Origin of the sequence: Pseudomonas sp. TAE6080, from assembly GCF_018732265.1 — a bacterium.
In the GTDB taxonomy this organism is placed as follows: Bacteria; Pseudomonadota; Gammaproteobacteria; order Pseudomonadales; family Pseudomonadaceae; genus Aquipseudomonas; species Aquipseudomonas brenneri.
On the sequence record NZ_JAHIDY010000017.1, the window covers coordinates 102,822 to 122,642 of the forward strand.

The 19,821-nt window shown below is 62.1% G+C and carries 17 protein-coding genes; 8 read left to right on the top strand and 9 right to left on the bottom strand.

Going from position 1 to position 19,821, the window contains the following annotated elements:
* Positions 1-58: 58 nt before the first annotated feature.
* Positions 59-538, top strand: coding sequence for a pantetheine-phosphate adenylyltransferase (gene coaD / locus KL786_RS14885; protein ID WP_003176711.1), 480 nt, complete (start codon positions 59-61; stop codon positions 536-538).
* A gap of 103 nt (positions 539-641) precedes the next feature.
* Positions 642-893, top strand: coding sequence for a YfhL family 4Fe-4S dicluster ferredoxin (locus tag KL786_RS14890; protein ID WP_029300613.1), 252 nt, complete (start codon positions 642-644; stop codon positions 891-893).
* A 116-nt stretch (positions 894-1,009) separates the two neighbouring features.
* Here KL786_RS14890 and mutM read toward each other — a convergent pair whose 3' ends face one another.
* The gene (gene mutM, locus KL786_RS14895) at positions 1,010-1,822 is read right to left on the bottom strand and encodes a bifunctional DNA-formamidopyrimidine glycosylase/DNA-(apurinic or apyrimidinic site) lyase (protein WP_215518094.1); all 813 of its coding nucleotides are present in this window, start codon (positions 1,820-1,822) and stop codon (positions 1,010-1,012) included.
* A gap of 21 nt (positions 1,823-1,843) precedes the next feature.
* Complete coding sequence (locus tag KL786_RS14900; protein WP_215518106.1) at positions 1,844-2,656, bottom strand: HDOD domain-containing protein; 813 nt, start codon at positions 2,654-2,656, stop codon at positions 1,844-1,846.
* 242 nt (positions 2,657-2,898) lie between these two features.
* Here KL786_RS14900 and KL786_RS14905 point away from each other — a divergent pair, with 242 nt between their 5' ends.
* The 3 genes from KL786_RS14905 (at position 2,899) to ilvD (ending at position 7,661) form a co-directional block, all read left to right on the top strand.
* Entirely contained in the window at positions 2,899-4,095 is a 1,197-nt protein-coding gene (locus KL786_RS14905; RefSeq protein ID WP_015886370.1) for a class I SAM-dependent rRNA methyltransferase, read from the top strand.
* Between the two features lie 245 nt (positions 4,096-4,340).
* Complete coding sequence (locus tag KL786_RS14910) at positions 4,341-5,501, top strand: MFS transporter (RefSeq protein ID WP_215518095.1); 1,161 nt, start codon at positions 4,341-4,343, stop codon at positions 5,499-5,501.
* 318 nt (positions 5,502-5,819) lie between these two features.
* A complete protein-coding gene (ilvD, locus tag KL786_RS14915) occupies positions 5,820-7,661 on the top strand; it encodes a dihydroxy-acid dehydratase (RefSeq protein ID WP_179448437.1) in 1,842 nt (613 codons plus the stop codon).
* Positions 7,662-7,852: 191 nt separating this feature from the next.
* On the opposite strand, the gene KL786_RS14920 is transcribed toward ilvD, so the two are convergent.
* On the bottom strand, positions 7,853-8,911 hold the full coding sequence (locus tag KL786_RS14920; protein WP_458729846.1) for an HAD family hydrolase: 1,059 nt from the start codon (positions 8,909-8,911) through the stop codon (positions 7,853-7,855).
* A gap of 242 nt (positions 8,912-9,153) precedes the next feature.
* On the opposite strand from KL786_RS14920, the gene KL786_RS14925 reads away from it, so the two are divergent.
* On the top strand, positions 9,154-10,545 hold the full coding sequence (locus KL786_RS14925) for an L-cystine transporter (RefSeq protein ID WP_215518096.1): 1,392 nt from the start codon (positions 9,154-9,156) through the stop codon (positions 10,543-10,545).
* A gap of 104 nt (positions 10,546-10,649) precedes the next feature.
* On the opposite strand, the gene KL786_RS14930 is transcribed toward KL786_RS14925, so the two are convergent.
* On the bottom strand, positions 10,650-11,162 hold the full coding sequence (locus KL786_RS14930) for a dihydrofolate reductase (protein WP_215518097.1): 513 nt from the start codon (positions 11,160-11,162) through the stop codon (positions 10,650-10,652).
* Between the two features lie 69 nt (positions 11,163-11,231).
* On the opposite strand from KL786_RS14930, the gene KL786_RS14935 reads away from it, so the two are divergent.
* Positions 11,232-12,611, top strand: a complete 1,380-nt coding sequence (locus tag KL786_RS14935) for a DUF2868 domain-containing protein (RefSeq protein ID WP_215518098.1) — start codon at positions 11,232-11,234, stop codon at positions 12,609-12,611.
* The gene (locus KL786_RS14940; protein ID WP_215518099.1) at positions 12,604-13,971 is read left to right on the top strand and encodes a DUF3482 domain-containing protein; all 1,368 of its coding nucleotides are present in this window, start codon (positions 12,604-12,606) and stop codon (positions 13,969-13,971) included. Before KL786_RS14935 ends, KL786_RS14940 begins: the two co-directional genes overlap by 8 nt.
* On the opposite strand, the gene KL786_RS14945 is transcribed toward KL786_RS14940, so the two are convergent.
* The 5 genes from KL786_RS14945 to KL786_RS14965 form a co-directional block, all read right to left on the bottom strand.
* Entirely contained in the window at positions 13,968-14,522 is a 555-nt protein-coding gene (locus tag KL786_RS14945; RefSeq protein ID WP_215518100.1) for a phosphonate degradation HD-domain oxygenase, read from the bottom strand. The genes KL786_RS14940 and KL786_RS14945 overlap by 4 nt on opposite strands.
* Positions 14,522-15,655 carry a TIGR03364 family FAD-dependent oxidoreductase gene (locus tag KL786_RS14950; RefSeq protein WP_215518101.1) on the bottom strand — a complete coding sequence of 378 codons (1,134 nt, stop codon included), beginning with the start codon at positions 15,653-15,655 and terminating at the stop codon, positions 14,522-14,524. Before KL786_RS14950 ends, KL786_RS14945 begins: the two co-directional genes overlap by 1 nt.
* Before the next feature lie 132 nt (positions 15,656-15,787).
* Positions 15,788-16,804: a putative 2-aminoethylphosphonate ABC transporter substrate-binding protein gene (locus KL786_RS14955; RefSeq protein WP_029289369.1), complete on the bottom strand. Its 1,017-nt coding sequence runs from the start codon at positions 16,802-16,804 to the stop codon at positions 15,788-15,790.
* Positions 16,805-16,830: 26 nt separating this feature from the next.
* A complete protein-coding gene (locus tag KL786_RS14960; protein ID WP_215518102.1) occupies positions 16,831-18,555 on the bottom strand; it encodes a putative 2-aminoethylphosphonate ABC transporter permease subunit in 1,725 nt (574 codons plus the stop codon).
* Position 18,556: 1 nt separating this feature from the next.
* Complete coding sequence (locus KL786_RS14965; protein ID WP_215518103.1) at positions 18,557-19,621, bottom strand: putative 2-aminoethylphosphonate ABC transporter ATP-binding protein; 1,065 nt, start codon at positions 19,619-19,621, stop codon at positions 18,557-18,559.
* Positions 19,622-19,821: the final 200 nt, after the last annotated feature.

The window sequence follows — 19,821 nt, forward strand, 5'->3', positions numbered from 1 at the left end:
CGACCGGGATGGCTGCGATACCATCCGGTTCCCCAACGGACTCCGCCAGGACGACGCGATGAACCGAGTGTTGTACCCAGGTACCTTCGACCCGATTACCAAAGGCCATGGCGATCTGGTCGAACGCGCCTCGCGCTTGTTCGACCATGTGATCATCGCGGTCGCTGCCAGCCCCAAGAAAAACCCGCTGTTTCCCCTGGAACAGCGCGTGGAACTGGCGCGCGAGGTCACCAAGCACCTGCCGAACGTTGAAGTAGTGGGCTTTTCGACACTGCTGGCGCACTTCGCCAAGGAACAGAACGCCAATGTATTCCTGCGCGGCCTGCGTGCAGTGTCGGACTTCGAGTACGAATTCCAGCTGGCCAATATGAACCGCCAACTGGCACCGGACGTCGAGAGCCTGTTTCTCACACCGTCGGAGCGTTATTCGTTCATTTCCTCGACATTGGTCCGGGAAATTGCGGCATTGGGCGGTGATATCACCAAGTTCGTGCACCCTGCGGTCGCCGACGCCCTGACCCTACGCTTCAAGAAGTAAGACCGCTTGATCGGCGCCTGCTCGCACTGCGGGCGCCAATGCGGCACAATTGCGCGCATTAGTTTTCAGATGCCTTGGCTCAAGTGCCCTGGCAGGAGTTTCCATGTCCCTGATCATCACCGACGATTGCATCAACTGCGACGTCTGCGAACCCGAGTGCCCGAACGCTGCCATTTCCCAGGGTGAAGAGATCTACGTGATCGACCCCAACCTGTGCACCCAGTGTGTCGGCCACTATGACGAGCCCCAGTGCCAGCAAGTGTGCCCGGTCGATTGCATTCCGCTGGATGAAGCCCGCCCGGAAACAGAAGAGCAATTGATGGAGAAGTACCGCTTGATTACCGGTAAGGCCTGAAACCTTGTGGTGGCTGGGCGGGCCTTATCGCAGGCAAGCCAGCTCCCACATTTGAAGGTATTCACAAATCAAAATGTGGGCTTGCCCGCGATGACGGCAGCCGCCCTCACACAAAGTCAGCCCTGGCATTTCGGGCAAAACACACTCGCCCGCTGCCCCAGCATCACATTACGCAACTCACTCCCACAGACCTTGCACGCCTCGCCCCCGCGCCCGTAGACGAACAGCTCCTGCTGGAAATACCCCGGCTGCCCGTCGCCGCCAATAAAATCACGCAAGGTTGTACCGCCACGCTCGATGGCAGCCGCAAGAATGCGTTTGATCTCAATCGCCAGCTTCAAATATCGCCCACGGGAAATGCCCTTGGCCTCCCGGCGCGGGTCGATCCCGGCGGCAAACAACGCCTCGGTCGCGTAGATATTGCCCACGCCCACCACCACCGCGTTGTCCATGATGAACGGCTTGACCGCCATGGAGCGCCCACGGGACAGCTGGAACAGGCGCTCACCGTCGAACAGGTCAGTCAACGGCTCTGGCCCCAGGCGCAGCAGCAGTTCGTGGTTATGCGGGTCCTGGCTCCAGAGCATCGCGCCAAAGCGCCGGGGGTCGGTGTAGCGCAGGGCCAGGCCTGACTCCAGTTCGATGTCCACATGTTCATGTTTGGCCGCCGGCAGGCCGACTTCCACCAGGCGCAGGTTGCCCGACATGCCCAAGTGGCTGATCAAGGTGCCGACTTCGGCATTGATCAGCAGATACTTGGCGCGACGCTCCACCAGCACGATGCGCTGCCCGGACAGGCGCACGTCCAGATCCTCGGGAATCGGCCAACGCAGGCGGCGCTCACGCACGATCACCCGGCTGACCCGCTGGCCTTCCAGGTGCGGCGCGATCCCGCGCCGGGTGGTTTCGACTTCTGGCAGCTCAGGCATATTCGTCTCGCGATAGAAAGGTTAGTGCGCGCCCAATTCGCGGATCGACAACTTCAGGTTCTCGAAGTCGTAATCCGACAGGCCCACGTAATCCAGCACCAGATGGCCGATGCTCTCCCATTCATGGTCCACCGTCTGGTTGCCCAGTACCCGATAGGACGCACAGATGTGCTCGGCCATCTTCAGGATCGCCAGCAGGTTTTTCAGTGGGCTGTTGCGCGCCGACTCATCGCTGAAAATCGCCAGGGCGTTGTGGTGGTTGGCGATCGCGTTGGTCACATGCTCCGGCAGGCGCCAGGACTTGGCGGTGTAGTAACCCACCACCGCATGGTTGGTGTGGAACGCGCGGTTCTCGGTATCGACCACCCGGCAGTCGGGGCCCGCCTTGGCGTAGGACTCTTCCAGCACGCTCATATAGTCCGGGAAGCGCTTGAGCATCAACGGCACGCCACAATCGTGGAACAGGCCCAGGGCGTAGGCTTCATCCACCGCCTGGGAGCCGGTGCGCTTGGCCAGGGTCAGGCAGGTCATTGCCACATCCTGGGCGGTGTCCCAGAACCGGTTGAGGGTGACGATGGTGTCGTCACTCATCTCGCCCTTGATCGACTGGGCATTGATCAGGTTGACGATGGAACGGCTGCCCAGCAGGTTGACCGCCCGCTGGATCGAGGCAATCTTGTTGCTCAGGCCGTAATACGGCGAATTGACGATTTTCAGCAACGAACCGGACAGGCCGGGGTCCTGGGAGATCAACCGCGCAATCACTTCCAGGTCCGGATCGGGCATGTATTGCTCCATCTGCAAATCCACCATGATTTGCGGTTGAGGCGGCACGCTGATGCCTTGCAGGGCCTGCTGGATCTGTTCGGCGGAAAGCTCTTGGGACATAAGTACACACTCTGGGCTAGGCGGCGATTCTAACCTCTATCTCGGTCTTTTGTGGGAGCTGGCTTGCCTGCGATAGCATCAACGCCGTACGTCAGATACACCGCGCCGCCTGCATCGCAGGCAAGCCAGCTCCCACATGAACGGATGCGCAAAGGGTATACTCCCGCTCTTTTTTCCGGAGCGACGTCATGTCCCTGCCAAGCCTGCGTCTCAAAGCCAACGCCGATCGCCGTTTGCGCAACGGCCACCTGTGGGTCTACAGCAACGAAATCGACGTGGCCGCCACCCCACTCCACGGCTTCCAGGCAGGCGACCAGGCTATTCTGGAAGCGGCTGGCGGCAAGACCCTGGGCATCGTGGCCATGAGCCCGAACAACCTGATCTGCGCACGCCTGCTGTCGCGCGACATCAAGTTGCCTTTGGACAAGTCGCTGTTGGTGCACCGCCTGAACGTCGCCCTGTCCCTGCGCGACCGTCTGTTCGACAAACCGTTCTACCGCCTGGTCTACGGCGATTCCGACCTGCTGCCAGGCCTGGTAGTCGACCGTTTCGGCGACATCCTGGTGGTACAGATCGCCTCGGCGACCATGGAAGCCCATAAAGAAGACGTGATCGCCGCACTGACCCAAGTGCTCAAGCCCAGCGGCATCCTGTTCAAGAACGATTCTGCCGCACGCGACGCCGAAGGCCTCAACCGCTACGTCGAAACCGTGTTCGGCCTGGTGCCAGAGTGGGTCGCCCTCGAAGAAAACGGCGTGAAGTTCGAAGCCCCGGTGATCCAGGGCCAGAAGACCGGCTGGTTCTACGACCACCGCATGAACCGCGCACGCCTGGCCCCGTATGCCAAAGGCAAACGCGTCCTCGACCTGTACAGCTACATCGGCGGCTGGGGCGTGCAAGCCGCAGCGTTCGGCGCCAGTGAAGTGTTCTGCGTCGACGCTTCCGCCTTCGCCCTCGACGGCGTCGAGCGCAACGCCGCGCTGAACGGCGTCGCGGAGAAGATGACCTGCATCGAAGGCGACGTCTTTGAAGCGTTGAAAGAACTGAAAGCCAGCGAAGAACGCTTCGACGTGATCGTCGCCGACCCACCGGCCTTCATCAAACGCAAAAAAGACATGAAAAACGGCGAAGGCGCCTACCGCCGCCTGAACGAGCAAGCCATGCGCCTGCTCAGCAAGGACGGCATCCTGGTCAGCGCCTCGTGCTCCATGCACCTGCCGGAAGACGACCTGCAAAACATCCTGCTGACCAGCGCCCGCCACCTGGACCGCAATATCCAGATGCTGGAACGCGGCGGCCAGGGCCCGGACCACCCGGTGCACCCGGCGATTGTCGAGACGCGGTATATCAAGAGCATTACGTGCCGGTTGTTGCCCAATAGCTAAGTAACACAGATCAAAGGTGGGAGCGGGCTTGCCCGCGATAGCGGTGTATCAGTTACAGATTTTTAATCTGTTACACCGCTATCGCAGGCAAGCCAGCTCCCACATTTTTTTGTGCTGTATCAGAAAGATTTTTCCTACCGTCGCAACCCACACGAGCCCAGGAAACTTCCGCCAACGGTTTTGATTGAATTCCACTTTTCGCAGACTAGTATCGGTTTCTGGTTCTACTCCGGAAAACAAAAACAATGTCTGGGCCCACCCTCTCCCGCTTTATCCTCATCACCTGCATTTCCCTGATCAGCTTCTTCCCGATCAATATCCTGCTGCCCTCTTTCCCCGCACTGGCAAACCGCTTCGACACGCCCAGCGCAGATATCGCGCTGTCCATCAGCCTGTTCACGCTGGTCTTTGCGACTTCCCAACTGGTGGCCGGCCCGCTGTCGGATAAATGGGGGCGCAAGGAAGTGCTGATCGGCTGTATCAGCCTGTCGATCCTCGGTGCCATCGGTTGCGCAATGGCGCCGGATTACCTGAGCTTCCTGCTGTTTCGCAGTGTGCAGGCCATGGGCTGTGGATTTTTCGTGCTGGGCCACGCGCTGGTGGAAGACTTGTTCGACGAACAAGACCGCGCCCGCGTACGCCTCTATTACATGACCCTGAGCGGCTCGTTTGTAGCGCTGTCACCGCTGATCGGCTCCTGGCTGCAAACCACCTTCGACTGGCAAGGGAGCTTTTATGGGTTTGCGCTAATGGCATTGGGCATGTTGATCCATGCGTTTTGCATCCTGCCGCCCAAGGCTACCAGCCCGCACCGCGCGCCCGTCTCGATCCTGGGCACGCTCAAAGCTGTCGCCGCCAATCGCGACTTCCTGCGCTACTGGTGGATCGCCGCCCTGGTGTTTGCCTGCTATTTCGCCTTGATCAGCGTGACACCGCTGATTTTCATGGATGCGTTGAAACTGTCCGAATACCAGTACGCGCTGGTACTGATGGTGTACGGCGTAGCCTACCTGCTCGGCGGCGTGGCGGCTTCGTACCTGCAAAAACGCATGGCGCTGTCCCGGCAAATCAACATCGGCCTCGGCTTGCTGCTCGTCGCGGGCGCGCTGCTAACGCTGGTCGTCAGCCTGGAAGCCATCACCACCGTGACCTTGCTCATCCCCATGTTGATCAGCGCCCTGGCCGTCACCCTGGTTCGGCCCGCTGCGATTTCCGCAGCGATGCTGTTGTTCTCGAGCAGCGCGGGCACCGCTGCATCGGCCGGGAACAGCATCATGTTCCTCACGGCCGCCATAAGCAGTGCGGCCTTGGCACAAACCGGAACGCATCTGCTGCTGACCATTGCGGTCAGCTTCATCGTGTTCAGCCTCTGGGGCTGGTTGACGAATTTACGGGTCGGGCGCTAACGCTTTCCCCTGTAGGAGCGAGGGGGACGCCTAGTTCTTGCTCGCGAAGAACGCCAACGATAACGCAGCGCCCCCAGGCAACCTGCGTCGCCTATGGGTTTTTCGCGAGCAAGCTCGCTCCTACAGGAAGACGGTGTAGAATCGGCCGTATTCATCGCCAGTCATCCCCCGGCGGGTTTATGAGCTCAAGGCCAATGCGCACGGCGATCCCGTCACGTTTGCGGCAACTTCCGGACACCAGGGCCATTTTTCGGGTGTTCCAGACGTCAATAGAAGCTCACTCCCCTTTGATTCCTGATTAGCCGCCCGGAGTGCTCCATGCCAGATTACCGCTCGAAAACATCCACCCACGGCCGCAACATGGCCGGCGCGCGCGCGCTGTGGCGTGCCACGGGGATGAAAGATGACGACTTCAAGAAGCCGATCATCGCGATTGCCAACTCGTTCACCCAGTTCGTGCCGGGCCATGTCCACCTCAAGGACCTTGGCCAACTGGTCGCCCGTGAGATCGAACGCGCTGGCGGCGTGGCCAAGGAATTCAACACCATTGCCGTGGACGACGGCATCGCCATGGGCCATGACGGCATGCTGTATTCCCTGCCGAGCCGCGAGATCATCGCCGACTCCGTGGAGTACATGGTCAACGCCCACTGCGCCGACGCCATCGTGTGCATCTCCAACTGCGACAAGATCACCCCGGGCATGCTGATGGCCTCGCTGCGCCTGAACATCCCGGTGATCTTCGTCTCTGGCGGCCCGATGGAAGCCGGCAAGACCAAACTCGCCTCCCACGGCCTCGACCTGGTGGACGCCATGGTGATCGCCGCCGATTCCAGCGCTTCTGACGAGAAGGTCGCGGAATACGAGCGCAGCGCTTGCCCAACCTGCGGTTCGTGCTCCGGCATGTTCACCGCCAACTCGATGAACTGCCTGGTGGAAGCCCTGGGCCTGGCGTTGCCGGGCAACGGTTCCACACTGGCGACCCACAGCGACCGCGAGCAATTGTTCCTGCAGGCCGGCCGCACCATCGTCGAGTTGTGCAAGCGTTACTACACCGAGAACGATGAGTCGGTATTGCCGCGCAATATCGCCAACTTCAAGGCGTTCGAAAACGCCATGACCCTGGATATCGCCATGGGCGGTTCCACCAACACCATCCTGCACTTGCTGGCCGCAGCGCAAGAAGCCGAGATCGATTTCGACCTGCGCGATATCGACCGCCTGTCCCGGCATGTACCCCAGCTGTGCAAAGTCGCGCCGAACATCCAGAAGTACCACATGGAAGACGTGCACCGTGCCGGCGGGATCTTCTCGATCTTAGGTTCCCTGGCCCGTGGCGGCCTGCTGCACACCGACCTGCCGACCGTGCACAGCAAGTCCCTGGCCGAAGGCATCGCCAAGTGGGACATCACCCAGACTGACGACGAAGCCGTGCACACCTTCTTCAAGGCCGGCCCTGCCGGGATCCCGACCCAGACGGCGTTCAGCCAGTCGACCCGTTGGGAAACCCTGGATGACGACCGTGAAAACGGCTGCATCCGTAGCGTCGAGCACGCCTACTCGCAAGAAGGCGGCCTGGCCGTGCTGTACGGCAACATCGCCCTCGACGGCTGCGTGGTGAAAACCGCCGGCGTGGACGAGTCGATCCATGTGTTCGAAGGCCGCGCCAAGATCTACGAAAGCCAGGACAGCTCGGTACGCGGCATCCTCGCCGACGAAGTGAAAGAAGGCGACATCGTGATCATCCGCTACGAAGGTCCGAAAGGCGGCCCGGGTATGCAGGAAATGCTCTACCCGACGTCGTATCTCAAGTCCAAGGGCCTGGGCAAAGCCTGTGCGCTGCTGACCGACGGTCGCTTCTCCGGCGGTACTTCGGGCCTGTCCATCGGCCACGCTTCGCCAGAAGCCGCTGCCGGCGGCGCGATAGGCCTGGTGCAGGATGGCGACAAGGTGCTGATCGACATTCCGAATCGCTCGATCAACCTGTTGATCAGCGATGAAGAACTGGCCGCGCGCCGGGTCGAGCAGGACAAGAAGGGCTGGAAGCCAGTGGAGAAGCGTCCGCGCAAAGTCACCACCGCGCTGAAGGCTTACGCGCTGCTGGCCACCAGTGCCGACAAGGGTGCGGTACGTAACAAGGCGATGCTTGACGGCCTGTAAGCCCCGCCCATGAAAATGCCCCGCCAAGTGCGGGGCATTTTTTTGCCTGCCTGAATCGCCAAGCCACAGGAGATCAAATGTGGGAGCTGGCTTGCCTGCGATGCGGACACCACGGCGTACCTGATACACCGCGTCGATGCCATCGCAGGCAAGCCAGCTCCCACATTGACTGCACTTGGGCTTAAGACGGGTTACTGGATCTCGTCGGGCTTGACGATCACCCAGTTCTTGTCCGCCGTCACCGGCAAGCCTTCCTTGGCCTGGGCCGCAGCGTGTTTGGCGATCATGCCGTTCATTTGCGTCATGTACTTGTCCTTGCGGTTGATCCACAAGTGAATGCCGCCCTTGGCCACGTCCACATCGTGAAACAGCATGTAGCCGTCGCTGGTAGGGGTGTCGCCGCCGACCAGTACCGGTTTTTTCCATTCATCGATGTAGGTGAGGATCGCCGCGTGCTTGCCGGCCATCCAGGTCGCTGGGGTCCACAGGTACGGGGTCAGCTCCAGGTCGAGGTTGGCCTTTTCGTCATACTTGCCGGCCGTGACTTGCTTGCGTGCGGTGGTCAGCTCGCCAGTCTTGCGGTCCTTGAGCAGCAGGCTGACGCCAATCACGTTCTGCGGCTTCACGTTGTAGCCGTACTTGGGATCAGACGCGACCATGCGCACCAGCTCTTCAGAGGCCGCCGTCATCACGTACACGTCGATGCCGTTTTCCATCAACTTGTTGTACAGCTCGGTCTGGCCGGTGAAGATTTTCGGTGGCTGCACCTCCATGTTCTTCACCACGTCGCCTTCGAAGTAGGTGACCGGTACCGGCTTGCCGGAGGCCATCAGCTCATCGACGTAGCCCTTGAGTTCCTTGAGGGTGAAGCCTGCGAACACCTGGGCGACCCACGGGTAGCAGACCATGTCGTCCACTTCGCACAGGCGATAGTAGTAACTGAACAGACTTTCCTTATGATCGGCGGTGTCTTTGAACGGCATAAGCTTGAGCGACGGGTCGAGACTGTCCCGCGTGATCAGGCCCTTGTTCTCCATGTACGGCAGCAGCGATTCTTCGAGGTCGAAGCGGTAGCTGGTGTTGTCCATGTCGAACACCGCGTAGTTACCCTTGTTGGCGTTGGCGGCGATCATCTCATTCAGTTGCTTGGCGGCGGGTGCGGGCCAGTGTTTCAACTCGGTGGCGGCCATGACCTGGCTGGCAAGCCCCAGGCATAGCGCGGCGGCAAACAGTCTCGGCGCGAGCTTCATGTGCGTTTTCTCCCTGAGTGAAAGGCATAAACGCTAACAAATCTGTATGACAACGCCCGCTACACGCACGACCGACGGCGTCCTGATCCCGCCACCCGCGTACACAGGAACGTCAATGCCTTATTCCAAAAACGACAGTCGCCATTCCATAACGGTATTAAATCAATATATTTCAAGCTGTTAGGATTTCCGGTTCGCAGTCGCACGCTCATGCGATTGGCAGTCCTTTACCTGGAGCTTCAATGAATCTGCCGCTGATTCTCAACCTGCTGGTGTTCCTCGCATTATTGCAGGGCCTGGCCCAAACCCGCCGTACTCACTGGAGCCTGGCCAAGAAGGTGTTGTTCGCCCTGGTCCTGGGCGTTGCCTTCGGTGTGGCCCTGCACACGATCTACGGCGCTGGCCACCCGGTACTCAAGGCCTCGATAGGCTGGTTCGACCTGGTCGGCAATGGTTATGTGCAACTGTTGCAGATGATCGTGATCCCGCTGGTGTTCGCCTCGATCCTCAGCGCCGTGGCCCGCCTGCACAACGCCGCGTCCCTGGGCAAGATCAGCTTCCTGACCATCGGCACACTGCTGTTCACCACCGCCATTGCGGCACTGATCGGTATCGGCCTGACCAACCTGTTCGGCCTCACCGCCGAAGGTCTGGTGGCCGGCACCCAGGAACTGGCGCGCCTGCAAGTGATCCAGAGTGACTACGCGGGCAAGGTCGCCGACCTGAATATCCCGCAGTTGCTGCTGTCGTTCATCCCGCAGAACCCGTTTGCCGACCTGGCCCGGGCCAAGCCGACGTCGATTATCAGTGTGGTGATCTTTGCCGCGTTCCTGGGCGTTGCCGCGTTGCAACTGCTCAAGGATGACGTGGAAAAAGGCCAGAAAGTGCTGAACGCCATCGACACCCTGCAAGCCTGGGTGATGCGCCTGGTGCGCCTGGTCATGAAGCTGACCCCCTACGGCGTACTGGCGTTGATGACCAAAGTGGTCGCCAGCTCCAACCTGCAAGACATCATCAAGCTCGGCAGCTTCGTGCTGGTGTCCTACCTGGCACTGGGGCTGATGTTTGTAGTCCACGGCCTGCTGCTGTCGCTGGCCGGGATCAACCCACTGCGCTTCTTCCGCAAGGTGTGGCCGGTGCTGACCTTCGCGTTTACCAGTCGCTCCAGCGCAGCAAGCATCCCGTTGAGCATCGAAGCGCAAACCCGTCGCCTGGGCATCCCGCAGTCCATCGCCAGCTTTGCCGCCTCGTTTGGCGCGACGATTGGCCAGAACGGTTGCGCCGGCCTGTATCCGGCGATGTTGGCGGTGATGGTGGCGCCGACCGTGGGCATCAACCCGCTCGACCCATTGTGGATCGCAACATTGGTGGCGATTGTGACCTTGAGCTCGGCCGGTGTGGCAGGCGTGGGCGGCGGTGCGACGTTTGCCGCGCTGATCGTGCTGCCGGCGATGGGCTTGCCGGTGGCGCTGGTGGCGTTGCTGATTTCCGTGGAGCCGCTGATCGACATGGGCCGTACGGCGTTGAACGTCAATGGCTCGATGACGGCGGGGGCGATTACCAGCCAGATCATGCAGCAGACGGATAAAGAATTGCTCAATGCCGATGAGCATGCGGAACTAGCACAGGCATAACTCTGTAGGAGCGAGCTTGCTCGCGAAGAATGTTAACGATGACGCGGGCATACTGAATGGCCGCGTCGCTCTCAGGTTCTTCGCGAGCAAGCTCGCTCCTACAGTTAGGCTTTTTCCCAGACTTCGAAGTTGTAGGCCGGCTTGTCGCCTTCTGCCGGATTCTGCACATTCGACACCAGTTTCCACTGGTTCAAGTCAAACTCCGGAAACCACGCGTCCCCCTGCGGGCTCAACGCAACCCGCGTCAGATACAGGCGATCCGCCTGCTCCAGCCCTTGCGCATACAATTGCGCGCCGCCGATCAGCATCAGCTCGTCCACACCCTGCTCCAGCGCCCAGGCCTCGGCCCGCGCAACGGCTGCATCCAGTGAAGGAAAAACTTGCGCACCTTCAAGCACCAGGTCGGTCTGACGACTGACCACAATGTTCAAGCGGCCCGGCAACGGTCGCCCCAGGGAATCCCAGGTCTTGCGCCCCATGATGATCGGCTTGCCCAGGGTGGTGGCCTTGAAATATTTGAAATCCCCCGGCAAATGCCAGGGCATGCTGTTGTCGACGCCGATCACGCGGTTTTCACCGAGGGCTGCGATCAGGCTTAAAGGGAGAGTTTTTTTCATGGCGACGAGAATACCAGAGGCGCGGGCCAGGGGTTATGCTCCAGGCTCACTGACACAACAGGACGGCGCGTGACTGCACTGAACCCCCTGCAAAAAATCTGGCTGACGGAAACCGTGCGCCTGCGTGAAGAACACGCAGGCCCCCTGGAGGACCAGGAAGCCAATCGCCTGGCCCGCAGTAGCGGCGGCGACCTGCCGACGCGCATTCAACACCGTGCGCTGTGGCTGGCCGAGCGTGACGGCCTGAGCGCCGCCCTGCTTCATTGGCTGCAAGGTGCGCGCCTGGCGCTGATCGTGCTGATGGTGCTAGCCATCGTCAGCGGCGCCGGCCTGGCCTTCGCCGCGCTGGGCAACGGTCTGACCCCGGTCAATGTGTTCTGGGCCCTGGGCAGCCTGCTGGGCTTGAACCTGATCCTGCTGCTGAGCTGGGCCCTGGGCCTGCTATTTGCGGGTGACCATAGCGCCAGCCTCGGCCGCCTGTGGTTGTGGCTCAGCGAAAAACTCGCCCGCGATGCCAAGGCCGCGCAACTGGCGCCCGCGTTGTTGTTGTTGCTGCAACGCCACAAGCTCAACCGCTGGGCGGTTGGCGTGCTGGTCAATGGCCTGTGGCTGCTGGCGCTGTGCAGCGCGCTGGTGATCCTGCTGACCTTGATGGCCACCCGGCGCTACGGCTTTGTCTGGGAAACCACCATTCTCGGCGCCGACACCTTTGTCAGCGTGACCCAGGCCCTGGGCAGCCTGCCCGCCCTGCTCGGTTTCAGCGTGCCGACGGTGGAAATGATCCGCGCCAGCGGCGACTCTGCACTCAATATCGAAAGCGCCCGCCAGGCCTGGGCTGCCTGGCTGGTGGGCGTATTGCTGGTCTACGGCCTGCTGCCCCGGCTGGTCCTCGCTCTCCTCTGCCTATGGCGCTGGCAACGCGGGCGTGCCGCCTTGCGCCTGGACCTCAACCTGCCCGGCTACAGCTCGTTGCGCGAAGCCTTGATGCCCAGCAGCGAACGCCTCGGTGTGAACGATGCGGCTCCAGAACAGTTGCACCCAGTCAGCGGCGGGGCCAGCGAGTTGCAAAGCGATGGCGCCCTGCTGGTGGCCATCGAACTGGACGACCAGCACCCCTGGCCGCCCAAACTGCCGGCCACGGTCAAGAACGCCGGCATCCTCGACAGCCGCGAGTCGCGCCACAAGCTGCTGGAGCAACTGACCCGCTTCCCGCCCGCTCGCCTGGTGATCGCCTGCGACCCACGCCGCTCGCCGGATCGTGGCAGCCTGGCGCTGATCGGCGAACTGGCCCGCAGCGCCAGCGCCACCCGTGTCTGGCTGCTGCAAGCACCACCGGGCCAGGCGCTGGATGCCGAGCGCCTCGGCGATTGGCACACGGCCTTGCAGCAACTGGACCTGCCCTTCGCCGACTGCGCGCCACTCACCTGGCTGGAGACCGGTCATGACTAAACCCCTGAAACTGACGGTGGTCGGCCACACCAACGTCGGCAAGACCTCGCTGCTGCGTACCCTGACCCGTGACGTGGGCTTTGGCGAAGTGTCCCACCGCCCCAGTACCACCCGGCATGTCGAAGGCGCGCGTTTGTCGGTCGACGGTGAAGCCTTGCTGGAGCTGTACGACACGCCAGGCCTGGAAGATGCCATCGCCCTGCTCGACTACCTCGAACGCCTCGACCGACCGGGCGAACGCCTAGACGGCCCGGCCCGCCTCGCCCGTTTCCTGGAAGGCAACGAAGCCCGCCAGCGCTTCGAACAGGAAGCCAAGGTGTTGCGTCAACTGCTCGCGTCCGACGCCGGCCTGTATGTAATCGACGCCCGGGAACCGGTACTGGCCAAATACCGCGACGAGCTGCAAGTGCTGGCCAGTTGCGGCAAGCCACTGCTGCCGGTGCTCAACTTTGTCAGCAGCAGCGACCACCGCGAGCCGGACTGGCGCGAAGCCCTGGCACGCCTGGGCTTGCATGCACTGGTGCGCTTTGACAGCGTGGCGCCGCCGGAAGATGGCGAGCGACGGCTGTATGAAAGCCTGGCCCTGTTGCTGGAAAGCTCACGCCCACAGCTGGAACGGCTGATCCTCGATCAGGAGGCTCAACGCCATGCGCGCCAGCAAAGCGCTGCCCGCCTGATCGCCGAGCTGCTGATCGACTGCGCCGCGTGCCGGCGCAGTGTGGTCACCGAGGATGAACAACAAGCCATCAGCGATCTGCGCAAAGCCGTGCGCCAGCGCGAACAACGTTGCGTCGAAGCCCTGCTCAAGTTGTTCGGCTTCCGCCCGCAGGACGCTGCGGCCAGCGACCTGCCGCTGCTGGACGGGCGTTGGGGTGACGACTTGTTCAACCCCGAAACCCTCAAGCAACTAGGGGTGCGGGTCGGCGGCGGGATTGCAGCAGGAGCCGCGGCCGGCGCCGGTGTGGACTTGCTGGTCGGCGGCCTGACCCTGGGCGCCGCCGCCCTGGCCGGGGCGATTGCCGGCGGTGCGCTGCAAACCGCGCGCAGCTACGGCAGCCGTCTGCTGGGCAAGATCAAGGGCCAGCGCGAGCTGACCGTGGATGACAGCGTGCTGCGCCTGCTGGCCCTGCGCCAGCGCCAGTTGCTCAAGGCCCTGGCCCTGCGCGGGCATGCGGCGATGCACAGCATCAAGGTCGACACCCCGCAGGACAAGACCTGGCGTGAAGGCAAGCTGCCCGACGCCCTGCACAAGGCGCGCGCCCATCCGCAATGGTCGTCGCTCAACCCTCACCCAAGGTTGAGCCAGGCCGAACGCCAGGAACAGATCGAAGCCCTGGCCCAGCGCCTGGACGAGGCTTAGGCCGCCAGCAGTTGCCGGGCCTTGGCCTTCAGCACCTCAAGGTCCAGCACCGGCACGTGCATTTGCTTGGCCTGTTCATCCCAGTGGCGCATGCGCAGGCTCACCGCGCACAGCGGATCCTGCTCGAACGCCCGGGCCTCATCGGCCGTCATCACCCCACCCTGGTAACCCAGGGTGCGGCGGCTGGCCTCGCTCAAGCGGTCGTAATAGTCCGGCTGGCTGAAGGTCAGGTAGCGCTTGGCCTGTACGTGATATTCCACCAATTTTGCCAGGCGCTCACTGAAGCCGGCGCGCCGCAGATAGTCGGCGCCCAGGCGTTCATGGCTGACTACGCCGTAGCCGCCCATGTTCTCGCCACCCTGGCCGCAGATATGCCCGATATCGTGGAAGAACGCCGCCAGAACCACTTCGTCATCGAAGCCTTCGGCCATGGCCAATTGTGCGGCCTGGGACATATGCTCGATCTGCGACACCGGCTCGCCAATGTAGTCGGCTGCACCATGCCGTTCGTACAAGGCAAAGACTTGCGCGATAACGTGTTCAGCTTGCATCACACTTCCCCCCACAGCTCAGTGATATTGCGCTCGGCCATCGCCGGCCCCACGCTCATGCCTACACCCGTATGCATCAAGGCCACGCTCACGCCATCTGCAGCGCGCAGGAACGAAAACGGCCCCGGCCCACGGGAACCATAGACGCCCTGCCAGCGCTCCACGACCTGAATCTGGCAGCCCAGGGTCTGTTCTGCCAGCTCGATCATCCAGTTGTCCACCTGTTCGGCATTGAACGGTGACGGATCACTGCCGTAATGGTGGGAGTCGCCGATGATCAACTCGCCATACGGTGTCGGGCTGATCAGCAGGTGGATGCCGTTTTCATGCAGGTGCGGCACATCCCGCAGGATCTGCGCCTGCACTGACGCCGCTTCCGGCAAGTCGGCGAAAGCGCCGTAGTGCACGCAACTCAGGCCTGTCAGCAGCGCATGTTGCAGGTTCAGGTCGACCTTGGGCCGGGCCCGGAGCATTTGCAGGTGGCAGATCTGCGGGTTGAGTTCGGCGATCTGCTCGGCCAACAGGGTCTGGTAGTCGTGGCCGGAGCAGACAATGATCTGCTCGCCGCGAAAACTCCCGGCTGTGCTGTGCAGTTGGCCGGGCTCGATGTCACGTACCAGGGTGGAGAAGTGGAACTCCACCTTGAGTTCGCGGCACAGGTAGTTGATCAGCGCAGGGAGTGCTTCGCGTGAATACAGCTGCTGATCGTCCAGGCCGTGCAAGGCTGCGCGATGATGACGAAACTGGCCGCCATACAGATCATTCATCGCGGCGCCTTGCAGCAGGTTGACGCGGTAGCCGTATTCCTCGGCGCGCCCGGCGCAAAACGCTTCCAGCAAGTGTTCTTCGGCTTCGGTGCGGGCAAACAGGTAGGAGCCATTGCGCTTGAGTTGCAGGTTCGCCAGTTGTGCCCATTGCCCCCAGATATCACGGCTTTGCCGGGCCAGGTCGAGCATCGGGCCTGGTGGTTGGCCGGTGACCAGCGCCTGGCCGAAGTTACGCACCGAGGCGCCCAGGGGCGTGGCCGTGCGCTCGAAGACCTTGACCTTGAGGCCACGCTTGGCGGCGGCGTAAGCGTGGGACAGGCCGAGGATGCCGGCGCCGATAATCAGTAGGTCAGTGTGGTGTGTCATGGTGTTCGCCCCCTGTAGGAGCGAGCTTGCTCGCGAAAAACCTGAGGGCGCAGCGTGCATTCTGACTGCCCGCGTTATCGTTCACGTTCTTCGCGAGCAAGCTCGCTCCTACAGTTTTAGCAACGGTTGAAGTTATTGTTTTTCCGACTTGCCGTCATAGCGCTTGCGCCACTCAGTCAGGATGTTGTCGCGGTTTTTCGAGGCCCAGGCAAAGTCGTTCTTGATCAGCCGTTGCTCGTAGTCCGCCGGCAGCTCGGTCTGCGGCTTGGCAATACCCGGCTGGGCCAGGACTGCGAAGTTTTCCTTGTACAGCTCCATCGCAGCGGGGCTGGCGGAGAAGTCGGCGAGTTTCTGCGCCGCTTCCTGGTGGGCAGTGCCCTTGATCACCGCAGTGGCTTCAATGTCCCAGCCCAGGCCTTCCTTGGGCAAAACGATATCCAGCGGCGCGCCCTGGCGCTTCAACTGCACCGCTGGGTATTCAAAGGAAATCCCGATCGGGAACTCACCGGAGGCCGCCAACTTGCACGGCTTGGAGCCGGAGTGCACGTACTGGCCGATGTTCTGGTGCAGGTCATCCATGTACTGCCAGCCCTGCTTCTCGCCGAAGGTCTGCAACCAGGCGCTGACGTCGAGGAACCCGGTGCCGGACGACGCCGGGTTCGGCATGACGATCTTGCCCTTGTACTCGGGCTTGGTCAGGTCCTGCCAACTGATCGGCTTGCTCAGGCCCTGCTTTTCGGCTTCGACGGTGTTGAAGCAGATAGTCGCGGCCCACACGTCCATGCCGACCCAGGCCGGCGGGTTGGCGGCGTCGCGGTAGTTCTTGCCGATCTTGTCCAGATCCTTGGGCGCGTAGCTTTGCAACATGCCTTGCTGATCGAGGATCGCCAGGCTGGACGCCGCCAGGCCCCATACCGCGTCGGCTTGCGGGCGGGCTTTTTCCGCCAGCAGCTTGGCAGTGATGATCCCGGTGGAGTCACGCACCCACTTGATCTCGACGTCCGGGTTGGCCGCTTCGAAGGCTTTTTTGTAGGTCTTCAACTGCTCGGCTTCGAGGGCCGTGTACACGGTCAACTCGGTTTTTGCGGCAAAGGCATTCAGGCTGAACGCGGTGAGCACAGCAGCGGCGAGGGCCAGGGGCTTGAACATGGTGCGTTTCCTTGTGTGGGGCAGAGTTATTGACCGGGCGCGGTTTGGCGCCAGGCCTGGGAGCGGCGCAACAAGCCGCGTGAGGCCCACGCCAGCAGCAGCGAGACGCCGGCTGAAGTGAACAGAATCAAGGTCGACATGGCCGCCGCGCCGCCAACATTGCCGGCGTCGTCCATGTTCAACACGGCGACTGCGGCGAGGATGGTGTCGGGGCTGTAGAGAAAGATCGCCGCCGAGACGGTGGTCATCGCCGAGACAAACAGGTAGCGCAGGATGTCCAACAGCGCCGGCAGGCAGATCGGCACGGTGACCCGCAGATAGTGGCGGTACAGCGGCGCCTTGAGCGACAGCGCAGCGGCTTCGAACTCGGCGTCGAGTTGGCGCAGGGCGGTCGTGGCGGTCATCTGCGCAGTGGTCAAATAGTGCGCAATGGTGCACACCACCAGCAGCGTCATGCTCCCGTAGAGCACATGCAGCGGGTTGCCATTGAGGTTGAAAAAGAACACATAGCCCAGGCCCAGCACCAAGCCCGGTACCGCCATCGGCACAAAACTGAGCATGCGCAGCGCCAGGTTGAGGCCTTTTTGCCCCTTGGTCTTTTCCATCAGGTAAGCGCCGGTGAAGATCAGCACACTGCCGATCAGTGCGGTGCAGATGGCCATGGTCAAACTGTTGCGATAGGCCAGCCAGCCGCCGCCGGCGGTGTCGTTGAACTGGTAGTGGTTGAGCGACAGCGACAGGTTGTACGGCCAGAACTTCACCAGCGACGAATACACCGCCATGCCGAATACCAGCAGCAACACCGCGCAGATCAGCAACACAATCGCCAGGTAGCAACCATCCCGCAGGCGCGACGGCGCCGGCTGGAACACTTGGGCGCGGCCGCTCATGGAATCACCGTGGCGCCGGCGCAGCCAGGTATCCACCGCGAAACTGAGCAGCGCCGGCAGCAGCAACACCATGCCGATCAAGGCGCCGCGACCGAACTGCTGCTGGCCAACCACCGCCTTGTAGGCTTCCAGCGCCAACACTTGATAGTCGCCGCCCACCACCACCGGCACGCCGAAGTCGGTGATGGTCAGGGTGAACACCAGGCAGAACGCGGCGAACACAGCCTGGCGCGTCGCCGGCCAGGTGATGCTGCGAAACGCTCGGGCCGGGCTGGCGCCCATGCTTGAGGCAGCATCGAACAGCCGCGCATCCGCCAAAGACAGCGCCGACAGCAGGATCATCAGGGCATGGGGAAAGGTGTAGATCACTTCACCGAGGACAATGCCCCAGAAGCCGTAGATGTTGTCTGACAGCAGGCCGCGCAACATGCCCTGGTTGCCGAACAGATACACCAGGGCAATCCCCGGCAACATCGAGGGCGCCATCAGCGGCAGCAATGACAGGCCACGCCAGAGCGTCTTGCCGGGGATCAGCGTGCGTTGCAGCGCGTAGGCAAACAGATAGGCCAGCGGTACGACGATGGCCGCAACGCTGAGGGAAACCTTGAGGCTATTGCCCAGCAGCCAGTGGAAGTTGGCGCTGGTCAGCAGTTCGCGCGCCGCCACCAGCCCGCCGCCCTGCCCGTCTTCAGCGCTGAAGCCGCGCCAGAAGATCGCCAGCAACGGCAACAACACGGCGATGCCCAACAGGCACAGCAGCAGCAACTTGCCGCCCACTACAAAGATGCGGTCGCCGATTTCGGCACGGGAAACCTGGCGAGCCGCGCGGTCGGGTATCGGCAGGGTCATGTCAGCGGCCATCTCAGGCAAACACCTGCAGGCTGCGCGGTGGCAGCGCGACCCAGATATCCTGGGCGCCCAGGCGTGGCATGGCTTCCGGTGCCAGTTCGGCGAGCATGGGGTGACCGGGCAACTGGTCCAGTTCGAAACTCATGCGGCAACGGTTGCCGAGGAACGTGATCTCACGGACCTTGGCCGGGAACAGGTTTTCCTCATGCACCGGCGGGTTGACGCTGATCGCTTCCGGCCGGCAGAACAGGCGGCCCGACGCGGCTTTACCGCAGTCATCGGCCAGGCGCACATTCATCCCGCCGACCTGGGCGTGGCTGGCGCTGTTGCGGCTGAACGGCAGCCAGTTGCCCTGGCCGACAAACTCGGCCACGAACGGGGTGGCCGGGCGGTCGTAAATCTCTTGAGGAGTGGCGTACTGCTCGACCTTGCCGTTGTTCATCACAGCGATGCGGTCGGCCATCAGCATGGCTTCGTCCTGGTTGTGGGTGACCATCAAGGTGGTGATGCCCAGGCGGCGTTGCAGTTGGCGCAGTTCGGTACACAGGTGCTCGCGCACCCGGGCATCGAGGGCCGACATCGGTTCATCCAGCAGCAACAGCGACGGGGCCGGCGCCAGGGCACGGGCCAGGGCGACCCGTTGTTGCTGGCCACCGGACAGTTGGCCGGGGTATTTCTTTTCGCTGCCGGTCAGGCCGACCAGCTCCAGCATCTGCGCCACGCGTTTGCGCACTTCATCGCGGCCGCTGCCGGTCAGGCCATAGCCGATGTTGGCCTCGACGCTGAGGTTGGGAAACAGTGCGTAGGACTGGAACAGGATGCCGTAGTCCCGCGCCTGCGGTGCCAGTAGGGAAACATCGCGATCACCCAGGTACAACTCGCCGCTGTCCTGGCGCTCCAGGCCGGCGATGCAGCGCAGCAGAGTGGTCTTGCCACAGCCCGAGGGGCCAAGCAGGCACACCAGTTCACCGGCCTCGACGTCCAGGGACACATGGTCCAGGGCGGTAAAGGCGCCAAAGCGCTTCTGGATACCACGCACCTTCATCGGCGCGCCGGGGTTGAGCTGGGCTGTGTTCATGGTGGCACCTCATCAAACTGATGAAGGCCATGCTAGGGAGCAAATGCGTCCCTGTTGTGGCAGGAAGGCAAAAGCGGGTGATAGTGGTATTGGTGGATTTGGGTAGGGATATAGCCATGGGGTGTCTGGTCTGACGCTATCGCAGGCAAGCTGAACTGGTCCAGTAATTTCGGACATTCTTTTCGGTTCTCACGCTGCTA